Source organism: Candidatus Streptomyces philanthi, assembly GCF_059553635.1.
In genome coordinates this window covers 1-16,821 of sequence record NZ_JCANQV010000122.1, presented here as the reverse complement: position 1 = coordinate 16,821, position 16,821 = coordinate 1, and the positions used below count along the sequence as shown (strand labels likewise).

The 16,821-nt window shown below is 72.3% G+C and carries 18 protein-coding genes; 9 read left to right on the top strand and 9 right to left on the bottom strand.

Annotation, left to right across the window (positions count from 1 at the left end):
• Both AC51EU_RS16235 and AC51EU_RS16230 read right to left on the bottom strand, forming a co-directional pair.
• Positions 1-1,073 (bottom strand): ABC transporter permease (locus AC51EU_RS16235; protein ID WP_496267649.1); only part of this gene is annotated, 1,073 nt, incomplete at its 3' end.
• A gap of 189 nt (positions 1,074-1,262) precedes the next feature.
• Positions 1,263-2,273: a LacI family DNA-binding transcriptional regulator gene (locus AC51EU_RS16230; RefSeq protein ID WP_496267648.1), complete on the bottom strand. Its 1,011-nt coding sequence runs from the start codon at positions 2,271-2,273 to the stop codon at positions 1,263-1,265.
• A 216-nt stretch (positions 2,274-2,489) separates the two neighbouring features.
• Between AC51EU_RS16230 and AC51EU_RS16225 the strand changes: the two genes are divergently transcribed.
• From AC51EU_RS16225 to AC51EU_RS16215, 3 genes are all read left to right on the top strand, one after another.
• A complete protein-coding gene (locus AC51EU_RS16225) occupies positions 2,490-3,245 on the top strand; it encodes a glutamine amidotransferase (RefSeq protein WP_496267647.1) in 756 nt (251 codons plus the stop codon).
• A gap of 96 nt (positions 3,246-3,341) precedes the next feature.
• Entirely contained in the window at positions 3,342-4,400 is a 1,059-nt protein-coding gene (locus tag AC51EU_RS16220; RefSeq protein WP_496267646.1) for a DMT family transporter, read from the top strand.
• Positions 4,397-5,434, top strand: coding sequence for a phosphotriesterase family protein (locus AC51EU_RS16215; RefSeq protein ID WP_496267645.1), 1,038 nt, complete (start codon positions 4,397-4,399; stop codon positions 5,432-5,434). Before AC51EU_RS16220 ends, AC51EU_RS16215 begins: the two co-directional genes overlap by 4 nt.
• 47 nt (positions 5,435-5,481) lie before the next feature.
• On the opposite strand, the gene AC51EU_RS16210 is transcribed toward AC51EU_RS16215, so the two are convergent.
• Together AC51EU_RS16210 and AC51EU_RS16205 are read right to left on the bottom strand one after the other, a co-directional pair.
• The gene (locus AC51EU_RS16210) at positions 5,482-7,881 is read right to left on the bottom strand and encodes an HAD-IC family P-type ATPase (protein WP_496267644.1); all 2,400 of its coding nucleotides are present in this window, start codon (positions 7,879-7,881) and stop codon (positions 5,482-5,484) included.
• Between the two features lie 49 nt (positions 7,882-7,930).
• Positions 7,931-8,197 (bottom strand): DUF2530 domain-containing protein, encoded by a 267-nt coding sequence (locus AC51EU_RS16205; RefSeq protein WP_496267643.1) that lies wholly within the window; start codon positions 8,195-8,197, stop codon positions 7,931-7,933.
• A gap of 246 nt (positions 8,198-8,443) precedes the next feature.
• Here AC51EU_RS16205 and AC51EU_RS16200 point away from each other — a divergent pair, with 246 nt between their 5' ends.
• Entirely contained in the window at positions 8,444-9,913 is a 1,470-nt protein-coding gene (locus tag AC51EU_RS16200) for an NCS2 family permease (RefSeq protein ID WP_496267642.1), read from the top strand.
• A gap of 45 nt (positions 9,914-9,958) precedes the next feature.
• Here AC51EU_RS16200 and AC51EU_RS16195 read toward each other — a convergent pair whose 3' ends face one another.
• Together AC51EU_RS16195 and AC51EU_RS16190 are read right to left on the bottom strand one after the other, a co-directional pair.
• Positions 9,959-10,231 (bottom strand): DUF1876 domain-containing protein, encoded by a 273-nt coding sequence (locus AC51EU_RS16195; RefSeq protein WP_496267641.1) that lies wholly within the window; start codon positions 10,229-10,231, stop codon positions 9,959-9,961.
• A gap of 215 nt (positions 10,232-10,446) precedes the next feature.
• The gene (locus tag AC51EU_RS16190) at positions 10,447-10,662 is read right to left on the bottom strand and encodes a hypothetical protein (protein WP_496267640.1); all 216 of its coding nucleotides are present in this window, start codon (positions 10,660-10,662) and stop codon (positions 10,447-10,449) included.
• A 144-nt stretch (positions 10,663-10,806) separates the two neighbouring features.
• Between AC51EU_RS16190 and AC51EU_RS16185 the strand changes: the two genes are divergently transcribed.
• The 4 genes from AC51EU_RS16185 (at position 10,807) to thpR (ending at position 14,020) form a co-directional block, all read left to right on the top strand.
• Positions 10,807-11,247: a MarR family winged helix-turn-helix transcriptional regulator gene (locus AC51EU_RS16185; RefSeq protein ID WP_496267639.1), complete on the top strand. Its 441-nt coding sequence runs from the start codon at positions 10,807-10,809 to the stop codon at positions 11,245-11,247.
• Positions 11,248-11,274: 27 nt separating this feature from the next.
• Entirely contained in the window at positions 11,275-12,690 is a 1,416-nt protein-coding gene (locus tag AC51EU_RS16180; RefSeq protein WP_496267638.1) for an MFS transporter, read from the top strand.
• A 162-nt stretch (positions 12,691-12,852) separates the two neighbouring features.
• Complete coding sequence (locus tag AC51EU_RS16175; RefSeq protein WP_496267637.1) at positions 12,853-13,422, top strand: GNAT family N-acetyltransferase; 570 nt, start codon at positions 12,853-12,855, stop codon at positions 13,420-13,422.
• Between the two features lie 31 nt (positions 13,423-13,453).
• On the top strand, positions 13,454-14,020 hold the full coding sequence (gene thpR, locus AC51EU_RS16170) for an RNA 2',3'-cyclic phosphodiesterase (RefSeq protein ID WP_496267636.1): 567 nt from the start codon (positions 13,454-13,456) through the stop codon (positions 14,018-14,020).
• A 113-nt stretch (positions 14,021-14,133) separates the two neighbouring features.
• On the opposite strand, the gene AC51EU_RS16165 is transcribed toward thpR, so the two are convergent.
• On the bottom strand, positions 14,134-14,316 hold the full coding sequence (locus AC51EU_RS16165; protein ID WP_496267635.1) for a type ISP restriction/modification enzyme: 183 nt from the start codon (positions 14,314-14,316) through the stop codon (positions 14,134-14,136).
• An 80-nt stretch (positions 14,317-14,396) separates the two neighbouring features.
• Here AC51EU_RS16165 and AC51EU_RS16160 point away from each other — a divergent pair, with 80 nt between their 5' ends.
• Positions 14,397-15,386 (top strand): aldo/keto reductase, encoded by a 990-nt coding sequence (locus AC51EU_RS16160; RefSeq protein WP_496267634.1) that lies wholly within the window; start codon positions 14,397-14,399, stop codon positions 15,384-15,386.
• A gap of 111 nt (positions 15,387-15,497) precedes the next feature.
• On the opposite strand, the gene AC51EU_RS16155 is transcribed toward AC51EU_RS16160, so the two are convergent.
• Complete coding sequence (locus AC51EU_RS16155) at positions 15,498-16,214, bottom strand: GDSL-type esterase/lipase family protein (RefSeq protein ID WP_496267633.1); 717 nt, start codon at positions 16,212-16,214, stop codon at positions 15,498-15,500.
• Positions 16,215-16,285: 71 nt separating this feature from the next.
• On the bottom strand, positions 16,286-16,821 hold a 536-nt coding region (locus AC51EU_RS16150), incomplete at its 5' end, for a PPOX class F420-dependent oxidoreductase (protein ID WP_496267632.1).

Genomic DNA, 16,821 nt, shown 5'->3' with positions numbered 1-16,821 from the left:
AACAGTCCGGCCAGGACGCAGGTGACCGGGGCCGGGGTGAGCGAGAGGTGCACCGGCCCGAGGTCCGCCGCGCCGGCCAGCGCGCCGCCCGCCGCGCACAGCCCCACGCCGAGGAGCACGCCGACGGCGGAGGCGCCGGTGCCCAGCAGCAGGCCCTGGCGGCGGATCAGCCGCCTCACCTGGGCGCGGTCGGCCCCGACGCAGCGGAGCAGGGCGAGCTGTCGGGTGCGCTGGGCCAGGACGACGGCGAAGGTGTTGCTGACGACCATCCTGGCGACGGCGAGCGCGATGAGGACGAAGGACAGCGCGGCGACCAGTACCACCCCGTAGACGGTGGAGCTCTGCTCGGTCGCCTCCGCGACCGAAGCGGCCCGGGTACGGACCTCGGCCTGTCCGCCGAGCGCGTGCCGGAGTGCCTCGGCGGTCCGGGCGGACGAGGCGCCCGCGCCGGTCCGGATGTCGAGCTGGGTGCCGCTCACCCGGGTCGCGTACCGGTCCATCCGGTCGGCCGGGACGCCGATGACGGGACGGCCCGCGAAACCGGGCGCGCCCCGGCCGTCCAGGGTTCCGGTGAGAGTGGCGTTCTCCGTCCGCCCGTCGGCCCGCGTCAGCCGGACGGTGGCGCCGGTCCGGGCGCCGATCCGCTCGGCGGTGCCGGCGTCGAGCAGCACCTCACCGGGGGCGTCCGGCCACCGGCCGTCCTTGAGCAGCTGCCAGCGCAGACCGGGGTCGGCGGCGATCGAGCTGACCACCGGGGTGTCGTCGAGCGGGCGCCCGGCCGGGGTGAGCACGCCGCCCTCGCCGGCCAGCCGCAGCGCCACGGCCGCCACGCCGGGCACCTGACGGGCCCGGGCCGCGGTGTCCTCGGTCAGGGCCCGGGGCCGGTCCCGGTGTCCGCCGGTGGCCGGGAGAGCCTGGAGGTCACCGGGCCCGACCTCGGCGGCGGCCGACTGGCTGTAGGAGTCGACCAGCGCGCCGCTGCCGCTGACCGAGGCGATCAGGAAGGCCACGCCCACGGCGACGGCCAGGCCGGTGAGGATCAGCTGCCGCAACTGTCCGCGGAGTTCGGCCACGGTGTACCTGTACGTCGTCATCATCCCTCGCGACTGGTTCCCCCGAGCGGGCGTGACGCGCCCTCAGGACTACTGACCAGCCTAGGAACGGACCGTACGGTTCCGGTCGGCCCGTGGTCGGGTTCCCGGGTCACCCTGGATGGGTACACCCCCGCGCCACCGTCAGCCTGTGGGCGTACCGCGGCGTCCTCAGCCGGCGGGCGCCGAGGCCGAGCCGCGGACGACCAGTTGGAGAGGAAGGACCTTGCGGACCGCGGGGCGGGGGCCGGACATGCGGGTGGTGACGGCGTCGAGGGCGGCGGCGGCGAGTTCGGTGGTGGGCTGTTCGAGGGTGGTGAGTTTGGGGCGCAGCCACTGGCCGACGCGGATGCCGTCGCAGCCGACGACGGAGAGGTCGTCGGGGATGGCGAGGCCGTGGAGTTCGGCGGCGGCCAGCATGCCGACGGCGGCGATGTCGCTGCCGACGAAGACGGCGGTGGGCGGGGTGGCCGCGCGGTGCAGGTACGGGAAGGTGCTGGCGCCGAACTGCTCGGTGTAGGGGCCGTGCAGGACGAGCTGGGCGGACGGGTCGAGACCGGCGTCGCGCAGCGCGTCGAGGTAGCCGCGCTTGCGTTCCTGGGTGGTGGACAGCTCCTGGGGGCCCGCGACATGGGCGATGGCGCGGTGACCGAGCTGGAGGAGGTAGGAGGTGGCCTGGTAGGCGCCGCCGTAGTTGTCGACGGTGATGGTGTCGACCTCGCGGCCGTCGGCCAGGTCGAGTTCCTCGTCGATGATGACGACGGGCAGGCCCTCGTCGATGGCGCGGTCGACGTCCTCGTTGGTGCGCCGCATGCCGACGTAGATGAGTCCTTCGACGGAGCGGGCGGCGGACAGCAGGCGGTTGAGGCGGGTGGCGCGTTCGGCGTGGCGGCCGCTGACGCCGAGCAGCAGGGGGATGTCGCGGGCCGCGGCGGCGGCCGAGAAGGCGTCGGCGAGCTGGGCGAAGAACGGGTTGACGAGGTCCGGGAGGACCAGGGAGACCAGGCCGTTGCCGGTGGCGGGGCGCGCGGGCTGGGGCGCGGGCGGGCGGTAGCCGAGTTCGCTGACGGCCGCGTCGATCCGGGCGGCCGTCACGGGCTGCACATTGAGCTGGCCGCGCAGGTAGCGCGAGACGGTGGACACGGACACGCCCGCGTGTTGCGCAACGCGGGTCAACGTCATCCGCGGCTCCTTCCGACGACGGTCCCGCATCGGGTGGGGCCGAGAGTTCCCGCATGTCGCGGCGGTCGGTGCCGAGCATACCGCCGTGGCCGGGGGCGGCGCGGGGCATGGGCGAAAACCGGAATCCCGTGGGGGTATTGACAGCTTCCGGGGCTCGTGGAAGCCTGCCTCGCACAAGTTGCGCAATGTTGCGCAAAGTCGTCTGAGGAGGTACCCATGGCCCGCGTGCTGATCGCCGGGGAGTCCTGGATCAACGCCGTCACCGACCACAAGGGCTTCGACGCCTTCCCGCACACGCGCCTGGAGATCGGCTGCGCACGGCTCGTGGAGGTGCTGACCGCCGCCGGACACGAGGTCACGCACCTGCCGTCGCACGCCGTGGCCACCGACTTCCCCGAGACGGAGGAGAAGCTCGCCGCCTACGACGTGGTGCTCCTCTCCGACGTCGGCGCCAACACCCTGCTGCTGCCCCCGGCCGTCTTCAACGAGGGCCGGCGGTTCCCCAACCGCCTCAAGGTTCTTGCGCAATGGGTGCGCAACGGTGGTGGTCTGGCGATGGCGGGCGGCTACCTCAGCTTCCAGGGCTTCCAGGCCAAGGCCAACTACCACGGCACCGCCGTCGAGGACGTCCTGCCCGTCTCGATCCTCCCGTACGACGACCGCGAGGAGACCCCCGAGGGCATCAGCGGCGAACTGACCGACGCGCGGCACCCCGTCACCGCGGGCCTGGACGCACAGTGGCCGATTCTGCTCGGTTACCAGCGGATGACCGCCAAGGACGACGCCACCGTCCTCGCCACCATCGAGGACCGCCCCCTGCTCGCCGTCCGCACCGTCGGCGCCGGCCGCACGCTCGCCTTCGCCTCGGACATCTCCCCGCACTGGGCGCCGCGCGAGTTCCTCGACTGGGACGGCTACCAGAAGCTCTTCGACCAGGCGGTGACCTGGCTCGCAGACACCCCCGCCCGGTAGGGCGAGACTGAGGGCGCTGACCCGCGCCCCGGCGGAACATCCGGTTCCACCGCAGTGATGAGCCGCATCAAGGACGATGAAAGGCACGGTCGGACAGTGAAGAGCAGCCCCGCGGCGGACCCCGGAGCCCGTCGCCCCGCAGATCCCGGAAGAACCCCCCGCCCCGACGGAGCGGGCGCCGCGGCCCGCGGCACCGCCACCGCCCTGCTGGTCCTGGCCACCGTGCTGGCCGGCACCCTCGGCCCGATGCAGTCCGCCGTCAACGGACAGCTCGGCCAGGAGATCGGCGACGGCCACGCCGCCGCCCTGGTCTCCTTCGGCACCGGCCTGGTCCTGATGGCGGTCGTCGTCCTCGCCCGTCCGGCCACCCGCCGGTCCGCGCTCGCGATACCCGGGCAGATCCGCGCCGGGACCCTCCCGTGGTGGAACTACCTCGCCGGCCTCTGCGGCGCCGTGATCGTCCTCTCCGAGGGCGTGACCGTCGGGGCGCTGGGCGTCGCGACCTTCCAGATCTCGCTGATCTGCGGTCTGATCGTCTCCGGCATCGTCTGCGACCGGTTCGGCGTCACCTCCGACGTCAAGCAGCCGCTGACCCTGCCGCGCACCGGCGGCGCCGTCCTGGCGATCGTCGCCACCGTCGTGGTGATCTCGCCGAACTTCCAGGTCCCGCACATGATCGCGCTGGCCGTGATGCCGTTCGTCGGCGGTCTGCTGGCCGGCTGGCAGCCCGCCGGCAACGCGGCGGTGGCCCGCTCCGCCGACTCCATGCTGGTCTCCATCGGCTGGAACTTCCTCGTCGGTTTCACCGCCCTGCTGATCGCCTACGGGGTCCGCGCGGCGACCGGCGGCGTCGACTTCACCCTGCCCGGCGACTGGTGGATGTACCTCGGCGGCCCGCTCGGCCTGCTCTCCATCGCCCTGATGGCGCTGCTGGTCCGCGGCCTCGGCCTGCTGCTGCTCGGCCTGGCCTCCACCGCCGGCCAGCTGCTCGGCTCGCTGATGCTGGACTGGGCGATCCCGTCCCTGGGCCACCCCGTCCACGCGGCGACCCTGATCGGCACCCTGGTGGCGCTGGTCGCCGCCGGGATCGGCATGCTGCCCTCCCGCACGGCGGCGGCACCCGTCCCGGCCGTGGCGGAGGGGAGCGCGTCATGACCCCGGCCGTCCAGACCGTCCTCGGCCCCGTCGCCCGGGAGGAACTGGGGCTGATCCTCCCGCACGAGCACCTGTTCAACGACCTCTCCGGCGTCCTCGACCCGCCCTCCTACCGCTTCTCCGAGGCGATCACCGACGCCCCCGTCAGCGCCTCCATCGCCTGGGCGCTGCGCCAGGACCCGTACTGCTGCGCCGACAACATCGCGGCGAAGCCGGTGGAGGCGGTGGCCGCCGAGATCGAGGCGTTCGCCGCCCTCGGCGGGCGGACCGTCGTGGACGCCACGTCCAGCGCCGCCATCGGGCGCGACCCGCTGCGGCTGCGCGCGCTCGCCGAACGGACCGGGCTGAACATCGTCATGGGCTCCGGCGCGTACCTGGAGAAGTTCGAGGGCGAACGGATCACTGCCCGCACCGTCGCCGAGCAGGCCCGCGCCCTCTCCGACGAGCTGGCGCACGGCGTCGGCGACACCGGCATCCGGCCCGGGATGATCGGCGAGATCGGTGTCTCCCCGGACTTCACCGACGCCGAACGGGCCTCGCTGCGCGCCGCCGCCCTCGCCCAGCTCGACCACCCGGCGGTGGCCCTCAACATCCATCTGCCGGGCTGGCAGCGGCGGGCGCACGAGGTGCTGGACATCGTCTGCGGCGAGATCGGCGTCCGCCCGGAGAAGGTGTCCCTGGCCCATATGGACCCCTCGTCCGAGGACCCCGGCTACCAACGGTCGGTCGCCGAGCGCGGGGTGCGCCTGGAGTTCGACATGGTCGGCATGGACATCACCTTCCCCAAGGAGGGCGTCTCCCCGGACCCGGCGGTCACCGCGGCCGCCGTCGCCCGGCTCGTCGAGGACGGGTTCGCCGGGCAGGTGCTGCTCAGCCACGATGTGTTCCTCAAGCAGATGTGGACACAGCACGGCGGCAACGGCTTCGCGTACGCGCCCACGGTGTTCCTGGAGATCCTGGCGGGCCTCGGCGTCGACCGGGCCGTCCTGACGCGGCTGACCCACGACAACCCCGCGGACCTGCTGACCGCCTGAGCACACGAGGGCGGGCCGGTACCCCCGGCCCGCCCTCTACTCGTACGTCACGCGGGCATCGTGCGCCGCACCCACCGCCAGACGACCTCCAGCAGCACCGCCGCCACCGCGGCCACCCCGACCGCCGCCCACGGCATCGTCGTCCCCACCAGCCGCAGCTGGAAGAAGTGCTGCAACCAGGGCGTGACCAGCACGACGAGGAAGCCCAGCCCCATCGTCAGCACCAGCCCGATCCGCCACCAGGTGTACGGACGGGCGATGATCGCCAGCACCCACATCGCGGTGAGGAACAGCGTCAGCGTCGCCGCGCTGGTCTGCGCGGGCAGCGCGTCCGGCCCGGTGTAGTGGATACGCGCCAGCATGTACGTGAGGAACGCGGCGAGGCCGGTGATCAGGCCCGAGGGGACGGCGTAGCGCATCACCCGGCGCACGAAGTGCGGCCGGGCGCGCTCCTTGTTGGGCGCCAGCGCCAGGAAGAACGCCGGGACACCGATGGTCAGCGTCGACAGCAGCGTCAGATGCCGCGGCAGGTACGGGTAGGGGATCTGGCAGCAGGCCACCAGGAGCGCCAGCAGCACCGAGTAGACCGTCTTCGTCAGGAAGAGGGTCGCCACCCGCGTGATGTTGCCGATCACCCGGCGGCCCTCGGCGACCACCGACGGCAGGGTGGCGAAGCTGTTGTTCAGCAACACGATCTGGGCGACCGCGCGGGTGGCCTCGGAACCGGCGCCCATCGCCACGCCGATGTCCGCGTCCTTGAGCGCCAGGACGTCGTTGACGCCGTCGCCGGTCATCGCGACGTTGTGGCCGCGGGACTGGAGGGCGGTGACCATGTCCCGCTTCTGCTGCGGGGTGACCCGGCCGAAGACGGTGCCCTTGTCGAGCACCGCCGCCCGCTCCTCCTCCGACTCGGGCAGCCGGCGGGCGTCGACGGGGGCGTCGGCGCCGGGCAGGGCGAGCTGCGAGGCCACCGCGCCCACCGACACCGCGTTGTCGCCGGAGATCACCTTGGCACTCACGCCCTGCTCGGCGAAGTACCGCAGGGTCTCGGCCGCGTCCGGGCGCAGCCGCTGCGCCAGCGCGACCAGCGCGGCGGGCCGGATGCCGTCGGTCACCCGGGGGTCGTCCAGCGCGTGCTCGGTACGGGCCAGCAGCAGGACGCGCAGGCCCCGCGCGTTCAGCTCCTCGGTCTCGGCGAGGGCCGCGTCACCGGGCGGCAGCAGGACGTCGGGGGCGCCCAGCAGCCAGGTGGTGAGGGTGCCGTCGGGGGCGCTGAGGGTGGCGCCGCTGTACTTGCGGGCGGAGGAGAACGGCAGGGTCGTCGCGCAGCTCCATCCGTCGGCGGCGGGACAGGCGTCGATGATCGCCTGGAGGGAGGCGTTGGGGCGCGGGTCGGCGCCGCCGAGGGCGCCGAGCACCGTGCGGACGTACGTCTCGTCGTGGCCGTTCAGCGTCCGCAGCGCGCTGACGTCCATCCCGCCCTCGGTGAGGGTGCCGGTCTTGTCCAGGCACACCACGTCGACCCGGGCCAGGCCCTCGATGGCGGGCAGCTCCTGGACCAGGCACTGCTTACGGCCGAGCCGGATGACGCCGATCGCGAAGGCGACGGAGGTCAGCAGCACCAGCCCCTCGGGCACCATCGGCACGATCCCGGCGACCATCCGGCGCACCGCGTCGTCCCCGCTCATCCGCAGCGTGAACAGATGACTGAAGATCAGCCCGAGCGCGGTGGGGATCATCATCCAGGTCACGTACTTGAGGATCTGGCTGATGCCGGTGCGCAGCTCGGAGTGGACGAGGGTGAAGCGGCTGGCCTCCTCGGCGAGCTGTGCCGCGTACGCCTCACGCCCCACCTTGGTCGCGGTGAACGCACCGGTCCCGGCGACCACGAAGCTGCCGGACAGCACCGGGTCGCCGGGCTTCTTGAGCACCGGGTCCGCCTCGCCGGTCAGCAGCGACTCGTCGATCTCCAGGCCGTCGGCCTCGCGCACCTCGCCGTCGACGATGACCTTGTCGCCCTGCCCCAGCTCCAGCAGGTCGCCGAGGACGACCTCGGAGGTGGCGACGGCGTGGGAGCGCCCGTCGCGCCGGACGGTCGGCCGGGCCTCGCCGATGACCGCGAGCCGGTCCAGGGTCCGCTTGGCGCGCAGCTCCTGGAGGATGCCGATGCCGGTGTTGGCGACGATGACGAAGCCGAACAGGCCGTCCTGGATCGGCCCCACGATCAGGATGATCACGAACAGGACGCCGATGATGGCGTTGAAGCGGGTGAAGACATTGGCGCGGACGATGTCGGCCGCCGACCGCGAGGACCGCGCCGGGACGTCGTTGACCTCGCCCCTGGCGACCCGCTCGGCGACCTCGGCCGAGGTCAGGCCCGGGTACGCGGTGGGGGGCCGCCGGTCCGGGCCGGGTGCGTCTTCGCTGGTTCTCGCCCGCTGTGTCATGGATTCGACGGTACGGGCGCGGGCGGCGGGGCACCGCTCGGGCGGCGCGTCAGGCTCCGTCGGCGGCGCGGGCGGCGGCGGCCCGCTTGATCGCGGCGTCGCGCCTGCGGACGTACCAGATGCCGAGGAGCCCGAGTCCGCCGCCGGCCAGGCAGGTCCACAGCCACCAGGTCTGGTCGCGGTCGTCGAACCAGCGGTAGAAGGGAAGCTGGACGAGGAAGAGGACGAACCAGATGACGGTGCCGCCGGTGATCGTGCCCACGACGGGGCCCTCCAGGGGCGCCGGGGCCTCGCGCAGTTCGGACTTCTTCCACATGGCGACCAGCTTACGGGGGGCCTCGGGCCGGGCCGCGGGCGGCGGCCGGGTGCGGGACGGGCCGGGCGGGGAGCGGGATCTACGCGCGGAGATAGCGATCAACGACTTGTTTATTCATACTGAACCTTTCTGGTTCTGACTGGTTTGTATTGTTCAATCGTCCAATCTGATCCGGAAAGTATGTTCCTGTTCCGTGCCCTCTGGGCCACCGCGCCTTTCCGAGGCCCGTTCGACTGAGGTCCCCGCATGTCCTCCTCGGCCACCAATCCGGTCGACAGTGCTCTCAAGAGCCCAGGTCACGAACCCAAGAACGGGTTCGACCGCTTCTTCAAGATCTCCGAGCGGGGGTCGACGCTCGGCCGCGAGTTCCGCGGCGGACTCGCGACGTTCTTCGCGATGGCCTACATCATCGTGCTGAACCCGATCATCCTCGGTTCCGGACAGGACAAGTTCGGCCATCAGCTGGACAACGCCCAGCTGGTCACCGCCACCGCCCTGATGGCGGGACTCAGCACCGTCCTCATGGGCGTCATCGGCAACGTCCCCATCGCCATCGCCGCCGGCCTCGGCATCAACGCCGTGGTCTCCCTCCAGCTCGCCCCCAAGATGACCTGGCCCGACGCGATGGGCATGGTCGTGCTCGCCGGTCTGGTGCTGATGGTCCTGGTCGCCTCGGGCCTGCGGCAACGGGTGATGGACGCCATCCCCAACGGACTGCGCCGGGCCATCGCGATCGGCATCGGCATGTTCATCTCGCTGATCGGCCTCGTCGACGCCGGCTTCGTCTCCCGCAACCCGGACGCCGCGCACACCACCGTGCCGCTCGGCCTCGGCCAGGGCGGTCAGCTCCAGGGCTGGCCGGTGCTGGTCTTCGTGCTCGGCCTGGTGCTGATGTTCGTGCTGCTGGTGCGCCGGGCCAAGGGCGCCATCCTCATCGGCATGGTCACCATGGCCGTCGTCGCGATCATCATCAACAGCGTCGCGCACATCCCCGACGCCGCCTGGGGCCTGTCCGTCCCCAACGTCCCCGAGAAGATTGTCGGCGCCCCCGACTTCGGCCTCATCGGTCAGATCAGCCTCTTCGGCGGCTTCAAGGAGGTCGGCGTCCTCACCGGCTGCCTCTTCGTCTTCACCGTGCTGCTCTCCGGCTTCTTCGACGCGATGGGCACCATCATCGGCGTCGGCGAGGAGGCCGGCCTGACCGACGAGAACGGCAACCTGCCGGGCATGGGCCGCATCCTGATGGTCGACGGCATCGCGGTCGCGGCCGGCGGCGTCGGCTCCGCCTCCGCCAACACCTGCTTCGTCGAGTCCACAGCGGGCGTCGGCGAGGGCGCCCGGACGGGCGTGGCGAACCTGGTCACCGGCGGACTCTTCCTGCTCGCGCTGGTCTTCACCCCCCTCGCGACGGTGGTGCCCGCGCAGGCGGCGACGCCCGCCCTGGTGGTCGTCGGCTTCCTGATCATGGCGTCGAACGTCCGGGACATCGACTGGGGCGACTTCACCGTCGGCATCCCCGCGTTCCTGACGATCATCTCCATGCCGTTCACGTACAGCATCACCAACGGCATCGGCATCGGCGTGCTCGCCTTCATCCTGCTGCGCAGCGCCACCGGCCGCTTCAAGGAGATCCCCTGGCTCCTGAACGTCGTCGGGCTCTGCTTCCTCGTCTACTTCCTGCTGAACCCGATCGAGCAGGTACTGGGCGTCAAGTGACCCGCCCCGGCGGCGGGCCGTGACACGGGCCCGCCGCCCGGCCGGTCAGGCCAGCGGGTGCGACGTCCGCCCGGACGCCGCGTCGATCTCCCCGTGGGCCTTGGTCAGCAACTGCGACGCCAGGTCCTTGAGCGCTCTCGCGCCGGCGACCTCCTCGCCCACCCGCGGCTGATTCGCGTCGACGGGGTGGCGACTCGCTTCGCCGTGGGACCGCACCTCGCTCCCGTCAGGGAGTCGTACGAGGGCGGCGGCGCGGGTGTGACGGGGGTCCTCCTTGAATTCCAGCTCGACATGCCATCCGACAGCGGTCTGCTCCATGGCGATCACCTCCGAACCGCTGCTACCAGAGTGCGCCCCCGCCCGCGCCCCCGCACGGCGGCCCCCGGGCCCCGCCCGGCCAGGCCGGACGTCTCATCTCCGGGAACGGGTACGAGCGCCCGTCGGGCCGCCGCGCCCCCACCCGTCCGCGCCGGAACCCGGCACGCCCGCGGACACTGACCGCGCGCCGCGGCTGCCCTGGCGCCGCCCCGCCCCTACGGCCGCCGCGGCTTCGCCGGGTCCGGGGCGCTGCCCCAGCCGCCGAGCCGTTCCGCCTCGTCGACCGAGGTCTGGAAGCGTTCGTCGAAGTCCTCGCGCACGAGCGTCCTGACGACGTAGTCCTGGACGCTCATCCCGCGTTTTGCGGCATGCTGCCGCAAGCGCTCCAGCAGCTCACCGTCGACCCGCAGGCTGAGCACACTCGATCCCATACGGACAACGGTCCCCGCAGACCGCGGTCAGGCGTGTCACTTTCCACCGCGTCCTCACTCGTACGGGTGATCCGAAGCGTGCCCTGGAGCAACCGGGAACCCGGCCGCTTTCTTTAGAAAAGGTAATGAGTTATGCTAACGAACATGCCGGAACTCCCCCCTGGCGTCGAGGATGCCGCCGCCGTGAACGCGCTGCGGTCCGCCGTGATGCGCCTGTCCCGCCGCCTCAAGCACCAGCGGGTCGACGAATCGCTGAGCCCGACCGAGATGTCCGTCCTCGGCACCCTGGCGCGCTGCGGCAGCGCCACCCCCGGCGAGCTGGCCCGCAAGGAACACGTCCAGCCGCCGTCGATGACCCGCATCGTCGCGATGCTGGAGGCCAAGGGGCTTGTCAGGCTGGAACCGCACCCCGACGACCGCCGCCAGAAGGTCGTCACCCAGACCGAGCAGGCCGAGGCGATGCTGGAGGAGAGCCGCCGCAGGCGGAACGCCTGGCTCGCCGAACTGGCCTCCGGACTGGACGAGGACGAATGGGCGAAGGTGCGCGACGCCGCGCCCGTACTGGAGAAACTCGCACAGCTGTAAAGCGCAGGCCAAGGAGGCGAACCCACTTTGAGTACGGGACCCGGAGCAGACTCCGCCCCCGCACCGAAACCCCCCTACGACACCGTCCCGGGTGAGAAGGCCGCCGCCCCCGGTGGGCGCGGCCCCGCCCCGGACGTACCCGCCGACGAGCGCGGCAGCATGTTCCGCTCGCTCCGGGTCCGCAACTACCGCCTCTTCGCCATCGGCCAGGTGGTCTCCAACACCGGTACCTGGATGCAGCGGATCGCCCAGGACTGGCTGGTGCTCTCGCTCACCGGCTCGTCCACCGCGGTCGGCATCACCACCGCGCTCCAGTTCCTGCCGATGCTGCTCCTGGGGCTCTACGGCGGCGTCATCGCCGACCGCTTCCCCAAGCGCAGACTGCTGCTGATCACCCAGTCCGCGATGGGCCTGACCGGTCTGGCCCTCGCCGTCCTCACCCTCTCCGGGCACGTCCAGGTCTGGCACGTCTACCTGGTGGCCTTCGTCCTCGGGCTGGTCACCGTCCTCGACAACCCCTCCCGCCAGGCGTTCGTCGTCGAGATGGTCGGCCCGGACGACCTGCGCAACGCCGTCAGCCTGAACTCGGCGAACTTCCAGTCCGCCCGGCTGATCGGCCCCGCCGTCGCCGGCGCGCTGATCACCGCCTTCGGCAGCGGCTGGGCGTTCCTGCTCAACGGCCTGTCGTTCGTCGCCCCGGTCGTCGGCCTGCTGATGATGCGGACCGCCGAACTGCACAAGGTCGACCGGGTGCCGCGCAGCAAGGGCCAGCTGCGCGAGGGGCTGCGCTATGTCACCGGGCGGCCCGACCTGATCTGGACGATCGTGCTGGTGGGCTTCATCGGCACGTTCGGGTTCAACTTCCCGATCTGGCTGACCGCCTTCGTGGGCGACGTCTACCACCAGGGCGCCGGCACCTACGCGATGCTCAACACCCTGATGGCCGTCGGTTCGCTGGCCGGCGCGCTGCTCGCGGCCCGCCGCTCGTCCTCCCGGCTGCGGCTGCTGGTCGGCGCGGCGACGGCGTTCGGCGTACTGGAGGTCGCGGCGGCGCTGTCGCCCGCGTTCTGGCTGTTCGCCGCGCTGCTGGTGCCGATCGGCATGCTCGGCATGACGGTCAACGTCACGGCGAACTCCAGCGTCCAGATGGCCACCGATCCGGCGATGCGCGGACGGGTGATGAGCCTGTTCATGATGGTCTTCATGGGCGGTACGCCGGTGGGCGCGCCGATCGTCGGCTGGGTCACCGACACCTTCGGCGCCCGGATCGGCTTCCTCACCGGCGGGGTGGTCTCCGCGGCCGCCGCGGTGACCATCGGCCTGGTCCTGGCGCGGGCGGGCGGTCTGCGGCTCCACATAGACCTCAGACGCGGCCACCGGCATGTCGCGTTCGTCCCGCGCTCCTCGTCCCGCTCGGAGGAGCGGCTGCCCGCCGCGGCCTGAGACCCGCCTCCCGCACCGCCCCGGCGGACGCCCGTACGCGTCCCGCCGGGGCGGTGTGCCGTAGGGGTACACACCCGTCCGCGTGACGAAAATGGAAACCGTTGTCAATAACGTATAGCGTGGCACCTGCTCCGTGACGCCTCAGCACACCCAGGAACCGCCATGCCCGATCGACGCCCCGCGCCCCGGCACCTCGGCGCCTACACCGTCCGCCCCGCCCGCCCCCAGGACTGCGACGGCGCGCGCCAGGTCATGCTGGACACCTTCTACCGCGAGTTCTCCTACGGCTATGTGCCCGCCTGGCACCACGACGTCGTCGACCTGAAGGGGGAGTACCTCGACAACCCCCGGCACCTGCTCGTCGTCGCGCTCTCCGAGCACGACGAGGTCGTGGGCACCACCGCCCTCCACGCGCGCGGCCCCCAGCACCCGCCGCACCCCCGCTGGATCGCCGAACGCTACCCCTCCGGCGAGACCGCCCAGCTCGTCCGCGTCTATGTCCGCGAGGCGCACCGCCGGCACGGACTCGCCCGCGCCATGGTCGCCATGGCCTGCGACTTCGCCGCGTCCACCGAGGGCTACCGGGCGGTCTACCTGCACACCAACGTCGACATCCGCGGCGCCCGCCCGTTCTGGGACAGCGTCGCCAAGCAGATCTGCGACGCCCGCCTCACCGGCGAACACGGGCCGGGCTTCGCCACCGTCCACTACGAGATCCCGCTGCCGCACTGACGCGCCCCGCGCGCCGGGCGACACTGAGGCCATGAGGCTGTTCGCCGCCGTACTGCCGCCCGAGCCCGCCCTCGGGGAACTGGCCGACCGCGTCGCCCGGCTGAGGGCCCTCCCGGGGGCCGGGGGACTGCGCTGGACCGGGCCCGAGGGGTGGCACTTCACCCTCGCCTTCTACGGCGAGGTCGCCGACGCCGTCCTGCCCGACCTGAGCGAACGGCTCGGGCGGGCGGCGCACCGCCGCGCCCCGTACGCCCTGCGGATCGCGGGCGGCGGACGGTTCTCCGACCGGGTGCTGTGGGCGGGCGCCGAGGGGGACCTGGACGCGATGGGGTCGCTGGCCGACGCGGCGGTGGCGGCGGGCCGCCGCGCGGGCGTGCCCATGGGGCCGCACCGCCCCTACGCCCCGCACCTCACCCTCGCCAGGAAACGCACCGGCCACATGGACCTCGCCCCGTTCGCCGCCGCCCTCACCGGCTTCACCGGCACGGACTGGACGGCCGGCGCCCTCGCCCTCGTCCGCAGCCGCCCGCCCGCCCCCGGCGTCCCCGGCGACCGGCCCCGCTACGAGACGATCGCCTCCTGGCGGCTGGGACGCTGAGGCCGGGCGGCGGCGCCGGGTCGGCGCGGGCTCCGACCCCCGGCCCGGTTACGCTCAATGGGTGGACCCCAAGACCCGGAACCGGATCATGTCCGGACTGCTCGCCGTGCTGCTCATCGTCGTGATCGTGGCGGCGGCCGTGCGCTGAACCACCGAACCCCGAGAAGGCGTCCCTCCTCGCTGTGGGGGAGGGGCTTCGTCAGGTCGCCGGCGAAGCGCTCGCGGTACTCCTGGCAGTGGAGCAGGGCGTAGGTGCGGGAGAAGACGTCGTCCTTGGTGAGGGACGCGTCCTCCACCGGCCCACCGGAGGCGACTCCTGGCAGCGAAGCATGGCGCTCTTGCCTGGAGCGGGCTCGAAGCAGTTGGCTGGTGACTCATGAAGTACACACAGCTCGGACGTACCGGACTCAAGGTCAGCCGGCTTGTCCTCGGCACGATGAACTTCGGTCCGCAGACCGACGAATCGACCAGTCACGGCATCATGGATGCCGCCCTCGACGCAGGTCTGAACTTCGTGGACACCGCGAATGTGTATGGGTGGGGCGAGAACAAGGGCCGCACCGAGGAGATCATCGGTAACTGGTTCGCCCAGGGCGGTGACCGCCGCGACCGGACCGTCCTCGCCACCAAGGTGTACGGGAACATGGCGGGCGACGGCGAGCCGTGGCCCAACCACGACAAGCTCTCCGCGCTCAACATCAAGCGCGCGGTGGAAGCCTCGCTGAAGCGGCTGCGGACGGACCACATCGACGTCTACCAGTTCCACCACATCGACCGGCAGACGCCGTTCGAGGAGATCTGGCAGGCCATCGACGTACTGATCAAGGAAGGCAAGATCCTGTACGCGGGGTCGTCCAACTTCCCCGGCTACAAGATCGCGCAGGCCAACGAGAGCGCGAAGCGGCACGGCCGCGTCGGTCTGGTCAGCGAGCAGTGCCTGTACAACCTGGCCGAGCGCCGCGCCGAGATGGAGGTGATCCCGGCCGCGCAGGAGTACGGCCTCGGCGTCATCCCCTGGTCGCCACTGCACGGCGGACTGCTCGGCGGCGTGCTCAAGAAGGAGGAGACGTCGGGTCGCCGGACAAGCGGCCGCGCCGCGGACACCCTCAAGAACCCACAGGCCCGCGAGCAGATCCAGGCGTACGAGAACCTGCTCGACAAGCACGGCCTGGAGCCGGGCGAGGCGGCCCTGGCCTGGCTGCTCACCCGCCCCGGTGTGACCGGCCCGATCGTCGGCCCACGCACGCAGGAGCAGCTGGACTCGGCACTGCGTGCCCTTGACCTGGAGCTGAGCGGGGAACTGCTCACAGCTCTGGACGAGATCTTCCCTGGCCCCGGCCCTTCCCCGGAAGCCTTCGCCTGGTGATCATGCAGCACTCAGGGCCGTCGCTCGTTCCGACGGGCGACGGCCTCGTACGCACTGACGTCACACCGCCTGCTCCGGCGCGTGCCCCGGCGGGATGCCGCCCCCGGCGCGTCAGACGGCGCCCGCGGTGACGGGCGTCGCGGTGACGGGCGCCGGGTAGGGGGCGCCGATGCCCCACGCGCGGTGCAGGGCGTCCGCGAAGACGGCGGCGACGCGGTGTTCGCCCTCCGGGGAGAGATGGGTGCCGTCGCGGGTGTCGCGGTCGAGGTCCCAGTCCGCGGGCTGCCCGGTGAGCAGCAGCGGTGACGCGGGCGTCGACAGGTCGGCGACGGTCTCGGCCAGCAGGGCGTTGAAGCGGGCGCACTGCCCGGCGAACGCGGCGTCCTGCGCGGCCCGGACGTTGGGGACGACCGGCAGCAGTACGGCCCGGATGCCCGGGGAGGCGGCGCGGGCCCGCGTGAGGAACAGGCGGACGTTCTCGGCGGTCTGGTCGGCGTCGGTGTAGAAGCCGAGGTCGATCAGGCCGAGCGCGACCAGCAGCACCTCGGGCGTGTGCTCCCGCACCGCGTCGCCGATCAGCGGCGCCATGTGCAGCCAGCCCTCGCCCCAGCCGGCGAGATGGCGGCGGGCCGCCGCGGGGAAGGCGGGATCGGCGTACGCGTGGGAGGACGGCGCGTCCGCGGCCGGGTCGTAGAGGGTGTCGCGCGGGCCGACGAAGCGGCAGGGGGCCGGATGGGTCGCTTCGAGGTGCCGCCAGACGCGGTAGCGCCAGGTGAAGTCGCCGGCGGTGCCGATGGTGATGGAGTCGCCGACGCACATGATCCTCATCCGGCCATGATGGACGACGGCCACTACCGGCCGGTACGTGACCCTGGACACGCCCCGCGCGGGCCCGGCGGTCAGCCCTCGCCGGCCGGTTCCAGCAGGTGGAGCGCGTAGTGGAACGAGACGTCGTTCCTCAGCCGGTGCACCAGCGGCGCGAGCACACCGTGCTGGAGGGGGTACTTGCGCGCCAGGCAGCGGGCGGCGCGCCGGTACTCGGGCGAGTCCGGCGCGATCAGCCGGGCCCGCGCCCGGCGGGCGGGGCCGGTGGGGCGCCCGCGCCAGGTGGAACAGCACAGTTCCACCTCGGGACGGTTCCTGATCCGCTTGACCTTGCCCGCCTTGCCGAACGTACGGAAGTAGGCGCGGTCCCCGTCCACGGCGAGGGTCACCGGCGTGCCCACCCCCGTACCGTCCCGCCGGAACGTGGTGAGCAGGACCGCGCCCTGGCGGACGAACGGGGCGAGCCCGGGATCGGTGATGACGGTCATGCCTTCCATCCAGGCACACCCGGCCCGGCACGTCCCCTCGGGCGCGTCCGTCCGGGCGGCGCCCGCCCGCTCCCCGGGCCGGACTCCCGGAGAGCGGCGGACGAGATCAGCGGCGCCCGTTC